The organism is Methanonatronarchaeum sp. AMET-Sl, from assembly GCF_029854155.1.
GTDB lineage: Archaea > Halobacteriota > Methanonatronarchaeia > Methanonatronarchaeales > Methanonatronarchaeaceae > Methanonatronarchaeum.
Genome location: NZ_CP122958.1, coordinates 345,337 through 362,130, shown reverse-complemented (window position 1 = coordinate 362,130; position 16,794 = coordinate 345,337). Strand labels below are relative to the sequence as shown.

Genomic DNA, 16,794 nt, shown 5'->3' with positions numbered 1-16,794 from the left:
CAAAAGCTTTCGAAGACATAAATACAAGGTATTTATATAGCCTCAATCACTGATTTTTTCAAGTTCTCTTTCAACATCTGAACGTAAAACATCAAGTTTAGAATCATCAAGTGGTATTACAGCTAACATCTTGAATGAAAATTTACTAACCATAACCTCTGGGTCTATAGAGCCATCTAGATCAACTCCTTCTTCTACATTAACGAAACTAAATCTGAATTTATCTTGCATTTCGACCCAACCCTTTATATGGCCAATGACCGGAGCACCATGTCCTATTGCTTCATCTCCAAGCCAATTTACAATTCCTCCAACTTCATCCATAACCCTTGATTGACTCAATGAATTACTTAGTTCATAGGTACCTGTTAGAGTAAAACTATTCAAATTGTCTTTTTCAAGATGGCCTACATGTTCATTTTCCTCATGTTTGTGATCTTGGTTATGGTTATGATTGGGGTTGTCACAACTTTGGGCGTCGCATTTTTCTTCCTTATGGTTCATTTTTTAATTCTCCATAACTAGGTTTATGGCTTCTTCGGTTCCTTCTCCGTTTCTTGCTGATATTTCTTTTATTTCTGTATTCATTTTGTTTCGGTCAAGTATTTTACGAACTTCGTTTTCTATTTCTTGTATTTCTTCGTCTGTTGCGAGGTCTTTTTTGTTTAGTAATACAAGGTCTGCGGCTCGTATTTGGTTTCCAACAACTTCGAATGCATCTATTATGTCTTGGTATCGAGCTAGATCTACAAGGGTTATGGTCTCTATATCATCTACATATTTTTCGACGGTCCGGAATATTGGTACCAATGAAGCTACGCCTGATGTTTCTAAGATTATTACTTCGGGGTCGAATGCTTTTCTAAGGTCACGGATGCTTAAAACTAGGTTTTGTTTAACTTCACAACAAACACAGCCTTTAGCTATCTCGGTAGCATCCATGTCATAATCTTCTAGGGTGTCACCATCAACTGTTACCTCACCGAAATCATTAATCAATATCCCAACAGATACATCTCTATCGGCTAGTTCTTTACCGAAATTTAATAAGAAAGTGGTTTTGCCGGACCCAAGAAAACCACTGACTACAACAAATTTAGTTCCCATTATATATCCACACTCATTTTCCAAATATTCTAGAACTATTGAACTAAAACCTTTTTCCCATAAAAAATCTGTCTCTCTAGTTATCTCTTACAGTTACAATATAACGATATCCATTTAAATCGTTTTTGTTGTCTTTATCTATTATTTCTGGGTTTTCTGAGGTTATTTCTATGTGTTTTAGCGCAATTCCACTATCTATTAGGTTTAAGTGCTCTATATCGCTGAAAAACTTAATTATTTTTTTCTTTAATCCCTTGGTTTTTATGTATAAATCTAATTGATGTTTTTTTAGAGTGAATCGCCAGGGCTGTGAGTTTATTGAAGAGGGTGCAAACCTAACGGCCCTCAAGACTTCACGCCACTCAGATATATATTCTGATCCATCTAAAACCAATTCACTGATTTCTTTACGACTGGCTTCTTCAGGCAATCGATATGGATCTCCCTCTTCTGGATGTCCATATGCAATTAACGCGTGTATGAATCCCTCGGTTCCAATGGTTTTTTGGATTTTATCCCTATCTCCAAACTTACCAATCCAACAACTACCCAACCCATTCTTAGTTAAAAATAAAACCAATTCCTCACCAAAAAAACCTGAACCTATAGCGCCAAAATCACCTTCGTTAGACACTAAAGCCAGATAGTGAGGAGCAACTATCTTTCCATAACTACCTAAAACACCACCCAATACCTCATGAAGCTCCTTACCACTCACTTGAACAACCTCCACATCCGCTCCAAACAACCCAGAACTTCTCATAAAATACTGCTTGATTTTTTCTCTAAACCCCTCATCAACCAACTGGTTTTTATAACTCCTAACTGATTTCCGTCGATAAATAGCCTCAGATAGATCCATACAGAAACCCCTTATTTCCCTTAAAAAATACCGACATTTAACACTTACCTCTCATACAACATCAACTATAACCTAAATAAATTATTTTAGTAAAAATTTAATTCAAAGTAAAACAAATATACCTATAGCTGTAAATTTCTTTATGGCCTAAAAGAAGAAATTAATTAATCCATAGTTAGTATATAAATAAAGAATTTGTTGGTTTATTGAACCAATAGATTTAGATTTAGGTTATAATTTTTTAGGTAGGTTGTTTTTATGTCATTTAGTGGTATGGATAGGGCTGAGCTTGAAGAGGAATTAAAGATTTATCGTGGAAGGTTGGAGAAGGCGATGGAGATTGGGGACCTTGCTTGGTGGGAGATGGAGTTGCCAAGTGGTTTAGTTAAATTTAATTCTAGAAAATCGGAGATGATTGGTTATCCTGAAGACAGATTTGAACATTACTCAGATTTTACAGAATTAATTCATCCGGATGATTATGAAAAAGCGATGCAGGCTATGCGAGACCATATTGAAGGTCGAGCTGATCGATATGAAGTTGAATATCGTATTGAAAAAAGAGGTGGAGGATATAAGTGGTTTAGAGATGTTGGAGGAATAACTGAAAAATCTGGGGAGTACCAAAAAATAACAGGGGTTGTTATAGATATAACTGAACGTAAGGAAAGTCAGGAACGAGAAGAACTACTAGATTCATTGCTAAGACACGATATCCGAAATAAAATACAAGTTATACAGGGATATCTAGACCTATTAAGCGAACAAGAACTACCAAAAAAAGCCGATAAATATATAGATAAATCAAGAAACAACATTGAAGAAAGCATCGATATAATAAAAAAAGCCTCTAAGTTAAGGGAAGCAAAAAATGAAGAGTTAATGGAAATCGACATAGATTCAATAGTCAAGGAAGTAGTAAAACAGACACAACCAATGGCTGAAGAAAAAGAAATAGAGATAAAGATCGATACCGAGTTAAAAGGTGAAGAAGCATTAGCAGGCCAACTAATAAACCAAGTTTTCACCAATATAATAGAAAACGCAATACAACACTCTAACGCAACAAAAATACATATAAAAAGAGAAATAACCAGAGACAAATTAATATACTCAATAGAAGACAACGGAAAAGGTATACCTAAAGAAAAACACGACAAAGTCTTCAAGAGAGCATATACAACAGACAAAAACCGTGGAACAGGCCTAGGCCTATTCCTAGTAAAAACAATACTATCAATATACGGATCCGAAATAAAACTAGACAAATCAAAACATGGCGGAGCCAAATTCGACGTAATACTACAACGCGCAAAACAAACCCCTAACTAAACCAAAAACCCAGCCAAACCCAGCCAAACCAATTAGATAACCCAAAAACAAAAAATATAAGTATATTTCTAAAAACCATAAAAACGGTTATTTAACGTAAAGACATCTCTTAATAACCTTACAATAAAAAGAAAAGATTAAATACCTATAAAACAACTTAAAGCTTGGTTAATATGAAAAAATCATCAAAGAAAGAAACTGGAAAGGAAAAAAAACAAAAGAAAGAACATAAAAAAACAGGCAAAGACAAATAAAACCAAACCAGTTTTTTTTAAGTATTCCTTGGGTGAGGACAGGCCTAAAAAGCCTAGTCCTATACCCATAATTAAACACTAAAGACCAACCTAATGCCCTTACTTAAAAAAGATGTTTGAGAAATCAAACTCTGTTTTTTATTACAGTTGTTTTTTATTTTGGTTCTGTTTGTTTTAGTTATTTTTTGTTTTCGGTAAGTTCGGTGTGTTGTTAAAAAATTGTTTTTAGTTTAGAAATCGTATTTATATTTATAGTTTATAGTGTTGTGTATGTCAAGTAACAAGATGTTTTATGCGGTTGCTGCAATTTGTTTGGGTTTGGTGTTAGCTTTCACTGCCTATGGAGTTGCAGGTTTTCCAGGAATCGATGTTGAAAATAAAGTAGATATCGAGGTTGTTGGTTTGGAGCAGAGTTCTACAGGGGAAGTTGTTGGTGATGAAGCTTATTTAGTTGACCGTGATGGTGTGGATGTGGTTATAGCTGGTCAATTGATAGGTAATACTGCTGGACAGACGGTGTATGTTGAAGGCATTGAAGTAAGTGATGGAGAGGTCAATGTATATATGGATAGTGAGTTGGAGGATGAGGCTGCAGCCATGGTCATAACCCAGTATAACTATGAACTAGAGCTTTCCGATGTGCCGGTTGACTTTGAGATAGTTGTTCACCATGGTGACAAGGTTTTCGATATAACTGGTGACGATGAGATAAAGGAGTTGTAAAAGAATAATGTTAGGTAGATATGTCTTCGATTTTCCCACTTAAAAAAAAGCCTCAATTAAAGCTTGAAGACCCCGACGTAATTGAGTTGGGGTCTGAAGAGGCTGAAGTAGTGTTGGATGCGCTGTCTTCCAAGACTACTAGAGAGGTTTTTTTACGGATTTATGAAGATCCCTGCGCCGTCTCAGATATAGCTAGTGAGACCGGTAACTCTATACAGAACATAAAATATCATGTTGATAAGCTTCAGAAGGCCGGTTTGATTAAGGTGACAGGTACTTGGTATAGTGAGACCGGTAATGAAATGAATGTTTACAGCCCATTAAATGAAGCTATAGTGCTTGTTGCAAGCCATAAATCGGTTGAAGAAACCCTTCATAGGGTGGTTAAGTCTTTGGGTATTTTAGCTGTGTTCACTGGTTTAGGGGTCTATGGTTTAAGTAGTTTGATGGATTTTGGTGTTGAGGAAGGTGCTGGAATTATGACGACAGATGCAGGAAACTTAGTTGGGTTAGGACCGTTAACGATGTCTCCAACTATTTTTGTTTCATTAGTTTTTGTTTTAGGTTTGTTGGCTGGAGTTTTTGGAATCTATTTATCGAAACAGATCTAAAAAACATTTTTTTAGGGTTTTTTGGAACTAGTTTTAAGTCATGTGATGTAGAATTATTTTTTGGAGTGTTTTTGTTTTGGAACCTGGTATTAAGGAAAGGCTTAAGTCTTGTTTGGAGGAGAAGATGGAGGCAGAGGGTCTTTATTTTATAGAGGATTTTGATGTGTTTATTGATAGTTTGTATCGGGAGTTTTGTAGGGATTGTGAGATAGAGGGGTGTGATGTATGTAGGTCTGTGCAGGAAGAGATGGATCTATTTATTGTTGATAATTTAGGAGAGGAATGATTTTAATGTATGTAGGTTGATTTTTAGGTAGCCTTATTGTTGGGTTATGGGGGGAATATTTATTAATGAAGTTGGTTGGGCCCGTGGAAGCCTTGAGTTTTTTGAGCATCCGGATCCTATGGCGTATTTAGATAAGGATTTTTCTATAACTATGCCTAACAACGCTTTTTTTGATTTGGTTGGCGCTGAATCAGTTAGTGAGTTGGGGGATTCTGGGGTTAACGTATTTGTTGATGAGGATGAGGTTCGGGTTAAATTGGTTAGGTCTGATGGATATCCGGTTGAGCATGTGACCACTATTCAGACTGTTGGTGGTGAAGAACGGGATGTCTCGATTTTGTTTAAACCTATTTCTCTTTGTGATAAAGAGTATCTAGCTAGATTTAGAGATATAACTGAGGATAGAAATGTTGAGAGGCGTGAAGAGTTGTTGAGGTCTATTTTAACCCATGATATCCGAAACCATAATCAGGTTGTTTTGGGGCATCTTGAGTTGATGAAGGAGGATATTGGTCCATCTGGTTTAACTGAACGTATAGATAAGGTTATTGATTCTGTTAGGAGTTCGCTTAAGACTATTGATAAGATTCAGAAGCTTGCAGCAAGGCTTGAACGCCGTCAAATCCAACGGAAGTCATATAGTGTGGTTGAGAGATATGTAGTGGATGCGATTGATGAAAATAGAAAACAACTTGATTTGAATGATATCGAGATAGAGTTAAGGACGTATGTTGATGGGGAGTTTGATCGGGACCTTGCTTGTATCAAGGTTGATCACTTTATTGTTGATGTGGTTTCCAACCTAATTGAGAACGCAATCGACCATGCGGACTGTAGTTTAATAAAGGTTCAGACTTGTCTCAAGGAAGGTTTTTTTGGGATTGTTGTTGATGATGATGGACGGGGAATTCGGTGTGAAGACCCAATGGTTGTTTTCGATGTAGATTATACTGAGAGAACTACTTCTGGAGGTATAGGACTACATCTTGTTAAAAAAATGATTGAGAGTTATGATGGCGTTATTCGGGTTGGAGATTCAGATTTAGGTGGAGCTAGGTTTGTTATAAAGCTAGATAGGTGTGGCGAGCTTAGTGAGTTGTCTTAAACCAAGGTTTTTTTGGGAACGATTTTTTGTAGTTATAGGTTTATTGGTATTGGTAGGTCTAGGTTGTTAGTGTGTGGTTGTTGTTTTGCTGAGATTTTTTGTTGCCTAGATTAATTTGTGGTGATAAATTTGAAATTGAATATTGGTTTGATTAGGGGCGTTTGTCAGCTTCCAGGGTATGTTGCGATTGAGAAAGGGTTTTTTGAAGATGTTGGTTTGGATGTTTCGTATCGTGTTGACCCTACTGCTTGGCTTTTGCCCGGCCAGTTATCGAGTGGTGACTTGGATTTTGCTATCATGCCTTGGACTCGTACGGTGAAATCTAGGACTGTTGGTCAGGATCTTACTGTTGTTGCTGGCTCTGGTTATGAAGAGACGGCTGTGGTTGTTAGGGCGGACTCTGATATTGAAGGTCTTGAGGATCTTAAGGGTAAGAAGATATCGCTTCCTGCGGAGGGAGGTATGAAGGATTTAACTACTCAAGCGTTTTTTGATGACCTTGGGATTAATTCAGATAATACAGATATTTATAGGATGCCTAGTGGGGATGCTGCAGTTATCTCGTTTTTAAGTGGTGAGGTTGATGCCAGTACTAATGTTGAGCCTTACTGTACGTTGGCGGTTGAGATGGGTGTTGGCCGGATAATTGCTCGTGGTGAAGATGTGTTGCCAAGGTCTCCTGGATGTAGTATAACTACGAGTGAGAGTTTGATTGATGAGGATCGTGGTTTGGTTCGTGATGTATTGAAGGCGTTGATTCGTGCTGAACAGTTTGTTAAGGAAAACCCTGTTGAGGCAAGTGAGATGAGCCGTAAATACATAGGTATTGCTCCTGAGATAACTCGTGAAGCCCTTAGGTATAATCAACCTCGTCTTGATATACGTGGCAGTGTTGACAGTATGGATAGAATTATCGGTATGATGACTGAACTTGGATATATCGATCAAGCTCCAGAGAAGTTTTATGACTTCAGTGTTTATGAAGAAGCAGTTAATGATCTCTGAATAAAAACTGGGTTTATATGTCTGTTGATGAGGAATACTCGATAGTTGATATAGGGTTTGGGGTTGCCGGACCATCTGGAGAGGGATATAAAGCTAAGTTACTTGCCTTGTTATGTGTCCATCGGGTTTTATGGCTACCTTGGGGAGTATTAGGGATCAGCGCTGGCTTATTCCTCTTTATGGCTTTAACCGGCGAGGTACTGCCTTTATGGAAAATCGTGTTGGGTTTATTGGCTGCAGGCCTGTTCACCAGGGTTGTTTCGATGGCCGACATGGTTTATGATTGGTGGATAGGTGAAGATGAAGCGCTTGGCCCACCAAACTCTTCATTACCATTGGTAACAGGCCTGTTATCTCCATGGACTGTATTATCTCTAATAATTTTAGAGTCTGTTTTATGTCTTGCTATAGCGTATCTGGTGTTTAATCTTGAGACTTTTATTGTTGCTTTAGTGATGTTGGTTTGGGGAATTACCTATTCGGCAAGCCCGCCGATTAAAAACCTAACGGAGTTTCAGAGACGTAACTACCGTTCATTGAGTGGTTTTATGGCCGTTGGTGGTGTGGCTATGGTTGCGCCGGACTTGGTTTTGTCTTGGCAATCATTTTTGGTAGCGTCTCTTGTGGTTGTTGGTTGTCTAGCGTACCACGATAAAGATTCATTAAGGTTTAGGCCGCTTACCCCTAGAGAGACAATAATCTATACAGGGGTTATGTCTGTGCTTGAAATCGGTTTGTTGTTTGTAGTCTGGATTGCATTCAACCTGCCATGGCCGTTTCTAGCACTATACCTGGTTTTGAATATACCTAAGGCTCGAGAAATAATTAAGGCGTTAAAAAAACCATTGAGCCATAGAACACATATTCAGTTGACGCATACTGGAGTTTTAACTTATACCGTGATGTTGTTGTTGGTTAACGCAGCTGCAATATACATAGTGTTGTGAAAATATAGTGGTGGGGGCGTAGGGCAGGTAAGCGAATAATTCTTTGAGTTGTTGAACATAATCTTTTTAGATGTAATATTGATCTTGGTTTATTTGGTGTTTTTATGAATGACAAAAATGTATATAGTGTGTATAGTGGTCCGGGGTTTGAGATTTCTTTTGAGGTAGATGGTAGGGAGGCGGAGATGGTTAGGTCTGGCCCTTTCTCTAGGGTTGTTGATTATGTTGCGAGTGGTTTTAATCAACATGCATCTCTTGACAAGGTGGCGAGGGTTGATGATGACCGTGTTTACATAACCTGTATGGTTCCAACGGTTCCAAGCGGGCCTTTCCAGAGGCTTGTCCGCAATCAGGTTAAGAGGATTTTGTTGAAGAGGAGGCCGCTTGAAAGCTTGATGGTTCTTACTACACGTAGGTGTCAATGTAGTTGTGAGCATTGTATAGTTCATGGGTTGAAGGAGGGTCGGGAGTTGTCGACAACTGAGTTAAAACAGGTTATAGATGAAGCAATCGATTTAGGTGTTTATCACATAAGTTTTGAGGGTGGTGAACCGACTTTAAGAGATGACATAGATGAATTGATTGATTATGTCGACCCTGAACTTGCAACTACACACCTTATAACTAATGGCCTTAAACTTGACCAAGAAATGGTTGATAGGTTGGATAGAGCTGGGTTGGAGTATCTCCATATAAGTTTAGACAGTCCATATGAAGAGGAACACGATGAATTCAGGGGTGTTGAGGGGACCTTCCAGAAAGCATTGAATGGATTGAAGTTAGGAATGGAGAAAGGAATGTTAGGAGTTGTTGAGTATACTGCAAGCCCCCAAAACTCAGATCATGAGAGGCTGGAAGACCTCTACACTCTATGTAATGAATATGGAGTAGATGAACTATTGATAGATGAGGTTGTACCTGGCGGTAAATGGGAGAATAAAGAAACAAACCTACTCTCAAAAAAGGATTACAGACGGTTAGTGGAGTTCCAGGAAGAGAAAAACAAGTTATCGGATGGTCCACGGGTTTCACGTTCATATCAATATAGAGACCCAGATATAATGGGTTGTTTTGGAGGCCGTAGATGGCTTTGGCTCAGTCCTACAGGCGAGATGTTACCTTGTTTCCACACAGCCCTGAGTTTCGGAAATTGGAGAGAAAAAGGATTAAAAAAGGGATGGAAAGAGATGGGTAAACATCCATTGTTCCAGAAACCACAGTGCACCTGGTCCGACCCCGAATATATAGAGAATTACTTCCCATATGTGGAGAAAGCCTCCAAGGAAGGCAGACAGCCATATCCAATAAAAAAAGTCGAGCAAAAAAACAGGAAACCAAAATAAAAATGGGGTTTGGGTGGATCGATGGAAATACATCTGGGAATAGACGATACCGACAGCCGTCAAGGGATGTGCACAACATACCTAGCGTCAACCATAGTTAATGAGGTTATTGGAGATTTCCAAAGACCTGAGTTGGTTAGGCTGAATCCAAATATCCCATGGAAAACAAGGGGTAATGGAGCGCTAGCGATCAGGGGAACCACACCAAACTACAGTGAGTTTAAAGAAGAGGTAATCGATACCGTAAATGGTTTACGGGAACCAAGTTCAAACACAGGTATTGTTTTTTTTAAAAAAGACCCCAGAAAACATAGAGAAATCCGGTTGCATAGCCAGAAAGCAATAAAAAACACCATAGACCCTGAAGACGCAGTGAAGTTGGCTAGAAAACATGGAGAGATAGTTGGTTTTGGAAATAAACGTGGCGTAGTAGGTGCTTTAGCTGCAGCCGGCCACACCTTTAATGACATGACACTGGAGTTACTTGCCTACCGAGAGAGAGCGCGGTGGGGAACACCAAGAAAAATAGATAAAACTATGGTTTATAAAGCAAGTGAACTACATCCATTGATATGGGACACAGTTGACTGGAAACACAAAAAAATAGTTATAAAACCAAACTCCCCCTGCCCAGTCCTCTATGGAATAAGGGGAGACCATGAGAAGGCGATCAAAAAAGCACACAACACCATAAACTCCGAACCAATTAGCCATACAACGATATTCAAAACAAACCAAGGTACAGATGAACACATAACACCACAAAAAATCGGAGAGGCCAAGCCAATGTCCTCCAGTAAGGTCGTTGGAGAGGTAGTCGAGCCACCTAAAACAATTGAAGGCGGCCACGTAATATTCAAGATTAAAGACAGTACCGGCGAGATAGATTGTGCCGCATACGAACCTACAAAAAAATTCCGTAACAAGGTCCGGAAATTAATTAAAGGAGACACTGTAGTTGTCTATGGGGGAATAACAAAATCACCCCCTACAATCAACATAGAGAAATTCAAACTAAAACAAAAAAAACCGAAAACAAAATACGTAAACCCCACCTGCCCCAGCTGTGGAAGAAACATGAAGAGTGCAGGTAAAAACCAGGGATATCGATGTAAGAAATGCAAAACCACCAAACCCAAAAAAATAAAACTGGAGTTGGAAAGAGAGATTGAAGAAGGTTTTTATGAAGTCCCTCCAATCGCCAGAAGACATCTAGCCAAACCCCTAATCAGAATGGAGATGGGTTATGACCAAAAATAATGATATAAAAGATTACCACGGAAAACTTGAAAAAGAATTTAAGGAAGCCTACAACATTGCAGAGAAAGCAAGGTCAACAGGACTAGACCCATCTAACAAAGTCGAAATACTACCAGCAGACGACCTTGCAGAAAGAGTGGAAAACCTGATAGGTGTCCAAGGCCTTGCAAACAAGATTCGAGAACTGGAGAAACAAGGCCATTCCCGAGAAGAAATCTGCCTAAAAATAGCTGACAGCATGGTAGAAGGCAGCTATCCAGACCTAGAAACACCCGAAGAAAAAGTAGACGCAGCAGTAAGATCCAGCGTAGCAATACTAACAGAAGGAGTTGTCGCAGCACCAATCGAAGGAATCGCCTCAATAACAGTAGACGAAGACGACTTCATCAGAATATCCTATTCCGGCCCAATACGCAGTGCCGGTGGAACGGCCCAAGTAATCAGTGTTTTGGTAGCAGACTACGTAAGACGTAAAACCGGAGTAGGAGCCTACATGCCGACCGAAAAAGAGATAGAGCGTTACGTAGAAGAAATCCCATTATACAAAAAAATAGCCAACCTCCAGTACACACCAACCGACAGAGAAATCCGTGAAATAATATCAAACTGCTCAGTAATGATAGATGGAGAAGCAACAGAAGACACAGAGGTATCCGGCCAGAGAAACCTCCGCCGCATAAACACAAACGCAGTTAGAGGAGGAATGTGCCTAGTAGTAGCCGAAGGAATAGCCTTGAAGGCACGTAAACTAAAGAAACTGGTCAAAGCAATCAACATAGATGGATGGAGTTGGCTAGACTCATTAATAAAAGAAGAAAGCGACGACGAAGACAAATCCCTAAAACCGAACAAAAAATACCTAGCAGATTTAATCGCAGGCCGACCAGTCTTCGGACATCCATCAAGGCCAGGTGGATTTAGATTACGTCTCGGCAGATCAAGAAACTCAGGCCTCGCAACAGCCGGAATAAACCCAGCCACAATGTGGATAACAGAATCATTCCTATCCGTAGGAACACAACTAAAAATCGAGCGACCCGGTAAGGCCGCCGGCGTAGTAGCCGTAGACACCATAGAAGGCCCAACAGTCCGATTAAAAAACGGTGAAGTAACCCGAATAGATACAGAAAAAAAAGCAAAAAAACTTAAACCCAAAATAGATTCAATACTCGACGTCGGAGAAATCCTAATCAATTATGGAGACTTCCTCGAAAACAACCATCCATTGGTACCACCCAGCTATACAGAAGAATGGTGGATCCAGGAAGCAAAACAAAAAACCAAACACCCCACCGTTTCAACTGCAAAAGACGCTGTAAAACTAGCAAAACAAGGAATACCACTACATCCAGACTACACATACCTATGGCACGACATAACCCCCAAACAAACACAAAAACTACGTCAACACATAAAAAAAACAAAACAAACCAAAAACAACCACCTAACCATCAAATACAACCAAGAAATAAAACAAATACTCGAAACATTACTAATCCAACACAAAACAAATGAAAACAAAATAAAAATAGACAAAGACACAGCAATAGCCCTAACCTACACACTAGGCCTCCACAAAGACATCGAAAAAAAACCAAAACCAGAAGAAGACACAACCAACTACATAAAACGACTATCAGGCTTTAAAATCAAAAGAAAATCCCCAACAAGAATAGGATGCCGAATGGGTAGGCCAGAAAAATCAAAAGAACGAAAAATGCGGCCCCCAACACACCTCCTATTCCCAGTCGGAGAAGAAGGCGGTAGCCAGAGATCGGTAGAGAAAGCAACCGAAAAAAGAAAAATCAAAGTCGAATTAAACCGTAGAGAATGCCTTGAATGCAAAGAAACAACCTACAAAACAACCTGCAGTTGTGGAGGCAATACAAAGATAAAACACACCTGTATATCATGCGGCAAAGAAACAACTGACGAAGAAGAATGTCCAAGCTGCAGCCGCCGCACAACCGGATACCAAAAATTCGAGATAGATATCTCAAAAGAATATAGAAAAGCATTAGAACGCATCGGAGAAAGAAACAACTATAAAGTTTTAAAAGGCGTAAAAGGCCTTACATCCAAAGACAAAACACCAGAACCACTTGAAAAAGGCATATTAAGAGCCAAACACGACCTATATGTATTCAAGGACGGAACAATACGATACGACCTAACAGACATACCACTAACACACTTCAAACCCAAAGAAATATCCACATCAATAGAAAAACTCAGAGAACTCGGATACACCATAGATATAGAAGGAAAACAACTATCAAACCCAAACCAAATACTAGAACTCAAACCACAGGACGTAATACTCTCCAAAGAAAGCTGCAACTACTTCCTAGAAGTAACAAAATTCATAGACAACCTACTACAACAACACTACAACCAACCACCATACTACAACACAAACTCCCTAAACCAATTAATGGGAACACTCCTAATAGGCCTAGCCCCCCACACAAGCGCAGGCGTACTATCAAGACTAATCGGATACACAACACGCTCCGTAAACTACGCACACCCCTACTTCCACGCCGCAAAAAGACGAAACTGCGACGGAGACGAAGACTGCTACATGCTCCTAATGGACGGCCTACTAAACTTCTCCAGACATTTCCTACCAGACAAAACCGGAGGCCAAATGGACGCACCACTCGTACTAACAGCAACACTCGACCCAACAGAAATAGACGACGAAGCACACAACCTCGATATACAATGGCAATACCCACTAGAACTATACCAAGCAGCTGAAAACTATAAATACCCAAGCGAAACCAAAATAGAGATAGGAAAAGACCGCTTAAACACAAAAAACGACCTAACAGGATTCGGATACAGCCATCCAGTAAACCACATAGACACCGGACCCAGAAAATCAGCCTACAGAACACTAGGCCCAATGATAGACAAAATGCAATCCCAACTAAAACTAGCAGGAATGATAAAAGCAGTCGACGAAAAAGAAGTAGCTGAAAAAGTCATACAAAGCCATTTCCTACCAGACCTAATAGGAAACCTAAGAGCATTCTCAACCCAAACCGTCCGCTGTGTAAAATGCAACACAAAATACCGACGACCCCCACTATCAGGAAAATGCAGAAACTGTGGAAACACACTAACACTAACAGTACACGAAAACTCAGTAAAAAAATACCTCGAAATATCAATGAAAATAGCAGAAGAATACGAAGTCTCAAACTACATAAAAGAAAGACTAGAACTACTAGAAACCTCAATAAACAGCCTATTCGAAAACGACCTATTCCAACAAAAAGACCTAACAGAATACATGTAAACAAACCAAAACAAACCAAAATAAATTAAAACGAAACTATAGGTGTTTTGGTTAGTTATTTTTTATTTCTTGTAGTTTTGCTCCGTTGTATAGGTTTTTTAGTGCGTTCATTATGTTTTTTGTTTTGACTCTGATTTGGTTTGTTGTGTCTCTTTCTCGTATTGTTACTGTGTTGTCTTCTATTGTTTGGTGGTCGATTGTTATGCAGTAGGGGGTTCCTATTTCGTCTTGTCTTCTGTATCTTCGTCCTATGGAGCCTGATGTGTCGGTTATGGTTTTGTATTTTTTGTTTATTTTTTTGTATATTTCGTTGGTTTTTTTGTTCATGTCTTTTTGGTTTAGTAGGGGGAATACTGCTGCTTGTATTGGTGCGGTTGTGTTTTTTAGTTGTAGTAGGTTTCTTTTTTCTCCGTCTTGTGTGTCTTGTTTGTAGGCGTGTTCTAGGGTTATGTAGAATATTCTGTCTAATCCATAGCTGGGTTCTATTACGTGTGGATAGATTTTTTCTCCGCGGACAGTTTCTTTGATTGTGTTGATTTTTATGTGTTTTTGGTTTATTTCGATGGTTTGGCCGTTTATATTCATTTCTATTGGCCCGTTTTCTAGCATTTTTTTGAGTTTTTTGGGATTCATTTCTTGTATTGTGTCTGCGACTTTTTTGGCTTTGTCTTTTAGTTCTGGACCTAATATGTCCATTTGTGGTTCTATTATTGTTTTTGTTTGTTCGATTGGTTCTTCGTATCTTTCGAAGGCTGTTAGTTCTGTTCCTGAGACTTGGCTGTGTTTTTTTAGGTCGTAGTTGGTTCTGTCTGAAATTCCTGCTATCTCTATCCAACCGAATCGTTCTGAATAGGCTTCTGCGTCCCAACATTCTGATGCGTAATGCGCCATTTCGTCGGGTAGGTGTTGTCTATATCTTAGTTTGTTGGGGTCTATTCCTATTTCTTTGAAGTATTCTGTTGACAGACCGATGTAATAGGCTATTATTTCGTTTCCTATCCAACCTTTGTCTACAGCTGTTTTTAGGTCGGTTTTTATTGGTTTTTGTTCGTTCAGTTGTTTTTTGGTTGGATATATTTCGACTTCATGGTTGTGGTATCGATTGAAGTCGGGATGTGTTTTTTGGTCTGGATGTACGAAGACCTCTGCCTCCATCTGCATGAATTCACGTAGTCTGATCACTCCTTGTCTTGGGGATATTTCGTTTCTATATGCTCTACCGATCTGTATTGTTCCGAATGGTAGTTTTTCTCGGTTGTGTTTGTAGAGGTAGGGATAGTTTACGAACATTCCTTGAGCTGTTTCTGGCCTTAGGTATCCGGGACGGCTTGATCCTGGACCGATGTCTGTTTGGAACATTAGGTTGAAGTCATATACTTCTTTGAGTGGTCCATTACATTCGGGGCAGGTTACGTTGTTGTTTTTTATTAATTCCTCGATTTCGTGGTTTGGTAGGCTGTCGGCCTGTACTTCTGTGTATTGTTCTACGAGGTGGTCTGCTCTAAATGATTTGTTGCATTCATTGCATTGGGTCATGGCGTCTTCGAATCCATCTAGATGTCCGGAGCCATGGAAGACGTCTTCACTCATTATTGTTGTTGTCTTGATTTCGCCATACCCTTCTCTATCTCTGTAGTATTCTCTCCATTTGTTTTTTATGTTCTCTAGTATTTGGGTTCCGGTTGGTCCGTAGTCGTAGAAACCTGAGGCTGATCCATATATTTCATAGCTTGGCCAGATTATGCCTCTTCTTTTAGCTATTTTCATTAGTTGGCTGTAGACATCGGTCATTTCGTTTCCACTCTGTTTTTAGAGGAATGATTTTATTAGGTCTCGGTCTCTTAATAACCCGATTAGGTTTTCGTCTTCGTCTAGTATTGGTATTTGTTCTATGCTGTTTCTAGCCATTTTTTTAGCGCAATCTGATATTTCTGCGCCTATGTAGACTGTGATTACGTCTTCTGTCATTATTTCTTTTACTGGTACTTGGGGGAGTTTTAGTGTTGAAACTCCGTAATAGAATTTCATTGTGTCTCTTACTCCATCCCATGTCCATTCGTTTTCGTCTGATGCTGCACCCATATTTGATTTTTCGAGGCTTTCTTCTAATTCGAATGCCTTGACGAGGTCGGTGTCGGATATTATTCCACCGACTTTGCATTCATCGTTTAGTAATGGGATTGAGTCGGAGTTTGATAGCCGCATTATTTCGCCTATTATTGGGACGGGTGTGTTTGTCCAGCTTGATGTGCAGTGGCCGTTTGCGTATTCGGTTACAGTTCCCTCTATCTCCATGTCGGGTATTACTTTGACGAGGTCTGCTACTGATATTATTCCCGTTATTTCTTCATTGCTTACTACTGGTATTCTTCTTATGTCGTGTCTTAGGATTAGTTTAGCTGCTTCTGTAATGTCTTCGTTTTCTGGAATTACAACTGGGTCTCGTGTCATCAGCATCGCTATCTGGTCTTCATGTGGGTTTTTTAGTAGGTCGCTTCTTGTTATGATTCCTACGACTTTTTTTGTTCCTTCTTTTATTACTGGAAGTCCGGAGTGTTGTCCGTTTTTGAATAACCCAAAGACCTCTTCAACTGTTCCAGGTACCTCTGCAACTTCAACGTCCGTTGACATTATCTCTTTTACCTTCATGTT

At 39.4% G+C, this 16,794-nt stretch carries 15 protein-coding genes; 10 read left to right on the top strand and 5 right to left on the bottom strand.

Going from position 1 to position 16,794, the window contains the following annotated elements; translation table 11 throughout:
• Nucleotides 1–42 precede the first annotated feature (42 nt).
• The 3 genes from QEN48_RS01740 to QEN48_RS01730 all read right to left on the bottom strand — a co-directional run bounded on the left by QEN48_RS01740 (nucleotide 43) and on the right by QEN48_RS01730 (nucleotide 1,969).
• A complete protein-coding gene (locus QEN48_RS01740; protein WP_280108695.1) occupies nucleotides 43–504 on the bottom strand; it encodes a hypothetical protein in 462 nt (153 codons plus the stop codon).
• Nucleotides 505–507: 3 nt separating this feature from the next.
• Entirely contained in the window at nucleotides 508–1,107 is a 600-nt protein-coding gene (locus tag QEN48_RS01735) for a GTP-binding protein (RefSeq protein WP_347985117.1), read from the bottom strand.
• Nucleotides 1,108–1,183: 76 nt separating this feature from the next.
• The gene (locus tag QEN48_RS01730) at nucleotides 1,184–1,969 is read right to left on the bottom strand and encodes a nitroreductase family protein (protein ID WP_280108693.1); all 786 of its coding nucleotides are present in this window, start codon (nucleotides 1,967–1,969) and stop codon (nucleotides 1,184–1,186) included.
• 258 nt (nucleotides 1,970–2,227) lie between these two features.
• Between QEN48_RS01730 and QEN48_RS01725 the strand changes: the two genes are divergently transcribed.
• From QEN48_RS01725 to QEN48_RS01680, 10 genes are all read left to right on the top strand, one after another.
• The gene (locus tag QEN48_RS01725) at nucleotides 2,228–3,301 is read left to right on the top strand and encodes a PAS domain-containing sensor histidine kinase (RefSeq protein WP_280108692.1); all 1,074 of its coding nucleotides are present in this window, start codon (nucleotides 2,228–2,230) and stop codon (nucleotides 3,299–3,301) included.
• 524 nt (nucleotides 3,302–3,825) lie between these two features.
• Nucleotides 3,826–4,278, top strand: a complete 453-nt coding sequence (locus QEN48_RS01720) for a hypothetical protein (protein ID WP_280108691.1) — start codon at nucleotides 3,826–3,828, stop codon at nucleotides 4,276–4,278.
• A 20-nt stretch (nucleotides 4,279–4,298) separates the two neighbouring features.
• The gene (locus QEN48_RS01715; protein WP_280108690.1) at nucleotides 4,299–4,889 is read left to right on the top strand and encodes a transcriptional regulator; all 591 of its coding nucleotides are present in this window, start codon (nucleotides 4,299–4,301) and stop codon (nucleotides 4,887–4,889) included.
• 124 nt (nucleotides 4,890–5,013) lie between these two features.
• On the top strand, nucleotides 5,014–5,175 hold the full coding sequence (locus QEN48_RS01710; RefSeq protein ID WP_280108689.1) for a hypothetical protein: 162 nt from the start codon (nucleotides 5,014–5,016) through the stop codon (nucleotides 5,173–5,175).
• Between the two features lie 46 nt (nucleotides 5,176–5,221).
• Complete coding sequence (locus QEN48_RS01705; RefSeq protein WP_280108688.1) at nucleotides 5,222–6,280, top strand: PAS domain-containing sensor histidine kinase; 1,059 nt, start codon at nucleotides 5,222–5,224, stop codon at nucleotides 6,278–6,280.
• A gap of 129 nt (nucleotides 6,281–6,409) precedes the next feature.
• Nucleotides 6,410–7,285, top strand: coding sequence for an ABC transporter substrate-binding protein (locus tag QEN48_RS01700; RefSeq protein ID WP_280108687.1), 876 nt, complete (start codon nucleotides 6,410–6,412; stop codon nucleotides 7,283–7,285).
• Nucleotides 7,286–7,302: 17 nt separating this feature from the next.
• A complete protein-coding gene (locus QEN48_RS01695) occupies nucleotides 7,303–8,232 on the top strand; it encodes a UbiA family prenyltransferase (RefSeq protein ID WP_280108686.1) in 930 nt (309 codons plus the stop codon).
• Nucleotides 8,233–8,336: 104 nt separating this feature from the next.
• Nucleotides 8,337–9,575: a radical SAM protein gene (locus tag QEN48_RS01690; RefSeq protein ID WP_280108685.1), complete on the top strand. Its 1,239-nt coding sequence runs from the start codon at nucleotides 8,337–8,339 to the stop codon at nucleotides 9,573–9,575.
• A gap of 21 nt (nucleotides 9,576–9,596) precedes the next feature.
• A complete protein-coding gene (locus QEN48_RS01685; RefSeq protein WP_280108684.1) occupies nucleotides 9,597–10,835 on the top strand; it encodes a tRNA(Ile)(2)-agmatinylcytidine synthase in 1,239 nt (412 codons plus the stop codon).
• Nucleotides 10,822–14,142, top strand: a complete 3,321-nt coding sequence (locus tag QEN48_RS01680; protein WP_280108683.1) for a DNA polymerase II large subunit — start codon at nucleotides 10,822–10,824, stop codon at nucleotides 14,140–14,142. The genes QEN48_RS01685 and QEN48_RS01680 overlap by 14 nt, the downstream gene beginning before the upstream one ends.
• 51 nt (nucleotides 14,143–14,193) lie before the next feature.
• Here the strand turns inward: QEN48_RS01680 and glyS are convergent, their stop codons facing one another.
• Both glyS and QEN48_RS01670 read right to left on the bottom strand, forming a co-directional pair.
• On the bottom strand, nucleotides 14,194–15,933 hold the full coding sequence (glyS, locus tag QEN48_RS01675) for a glycine--tRNA ligase (RefSeq protein ID WP_280108682.1): 1,740 nt from the start codon (nucleotides 15,931–15,933) through the stop codon (nucleotides 14,194–14,196).
• Nucleotides 15,934–15,951: 18 nt separating this feature from the next.
• A complete protein-coding gene (locus QEN48_RS01670) occupies nucleotides 15,952–16,791 on the bottom strand; it encodes a CBS domain-containing protein (RefSeq protein WP_280108681.1) in 840 nt (279 codons plus the stop codon).
• Nucleotides 16,792–16,794 lie beyond the last annotated feature (3 nt).

Bases quoted from the DNA above. Each gene is read 5' to 3' on its own strand.
- QEN48_RS01715 (WP_280108690.1), top strand. From the start codon at position 4,299: ATGTCTTCGATTTTCCCACTTAAAAAAAAGCCTCAATTAAAGCTTGAA.
- QEN48_RS01730 (WP_280108693.1), bottom strand. From the start codon at position 1,969: ATGGATCTATCTGAGGCTATTTATCGACGGAAATCAGTTAGGAGTTAT.
- glyS (WP_280108682.1), bottom strand. From the start codon at position 15,933: ATGACCGATGTCTACAGCCAACTAATGAAAATAGCTAAAAGAAGAGGC.
- QEN48_RS01735 (WP_347985117.1), bottom strand. From the start codon at position 1,107: ATGGGAACTAAATTTGTTGTAGTCAGTGGTTTTCTTGGGTCCGGCAAA.
- QEN48_RS01670 (WP_280108681.1), bottom strand. From the start codon at position 16,791: ATGAAGGTAAAAGAGATAATGTCAACGGACGTTGAAGTTGCAGAGGTA.
- QEN48_RS01705 (WP_280108688.1), top strand. From the start codon at position 5,222: ATGGGGGGAATATTTATTAATGAAGTTGGTTGGGCCCGTGGAAGCCTT.
- QEN48_RS01720 (WP_280108691.1), top strand. From the start codon at position 3,826: ATGTCAAGTAACAAGATGTTTTATGCGGTTGCTGCAATTTGTTTGGGT.
- QEN48_RS01685 (WP_280108684.1), top strand. From the start codon at position 9,597: ATGGAAATACATCTGGGAATAGACGATACCGACAGCCGTCAAGGGATG.
- QEN48_RS01740 (WP_280108695.1), bottom strand. From the start codon at position 504: ATGAACCATAAGGAAGAAAAATGCGACGCCCAAAGTTGTGACAACCCC.
- QEN48_RS01680 (WP_280108683.1), top strand. From the start codon at position 10,822: ATGACCAAAAATAATGATATAAAAGATTACCACGGAAAACTTGAAAAA.
- QEN48_RS01725 (WP_280108692.1), top strand. From the start codon at position 2,228: ATGTCATTTAGTGGTATGGATAGGGCTGAGCTTGAAGAGGAATTAAAG.
- QEN48_RS01690 (WP_280108685.1), top strand. From the start codon at position 8,337: ATGAATGACAAAAATGTATATAGTGTGTATAGTGGTCCGGGGTTTGAG.
- QEN48_RS01695 (WP_280108686.1), top strand. From the start codon at position 7,303: ATGTCTGTTGATGAGGAATACTCGATAGTTGATATAGGGTTTGGGGTT.
- QEN48_RS01710 (WP_280108689.1), top strand. From the start codon at position 5,014: ATGGAGGCAGAGGGTCTTTATTTTATAGAGGATTTTGATGTGTTTATT.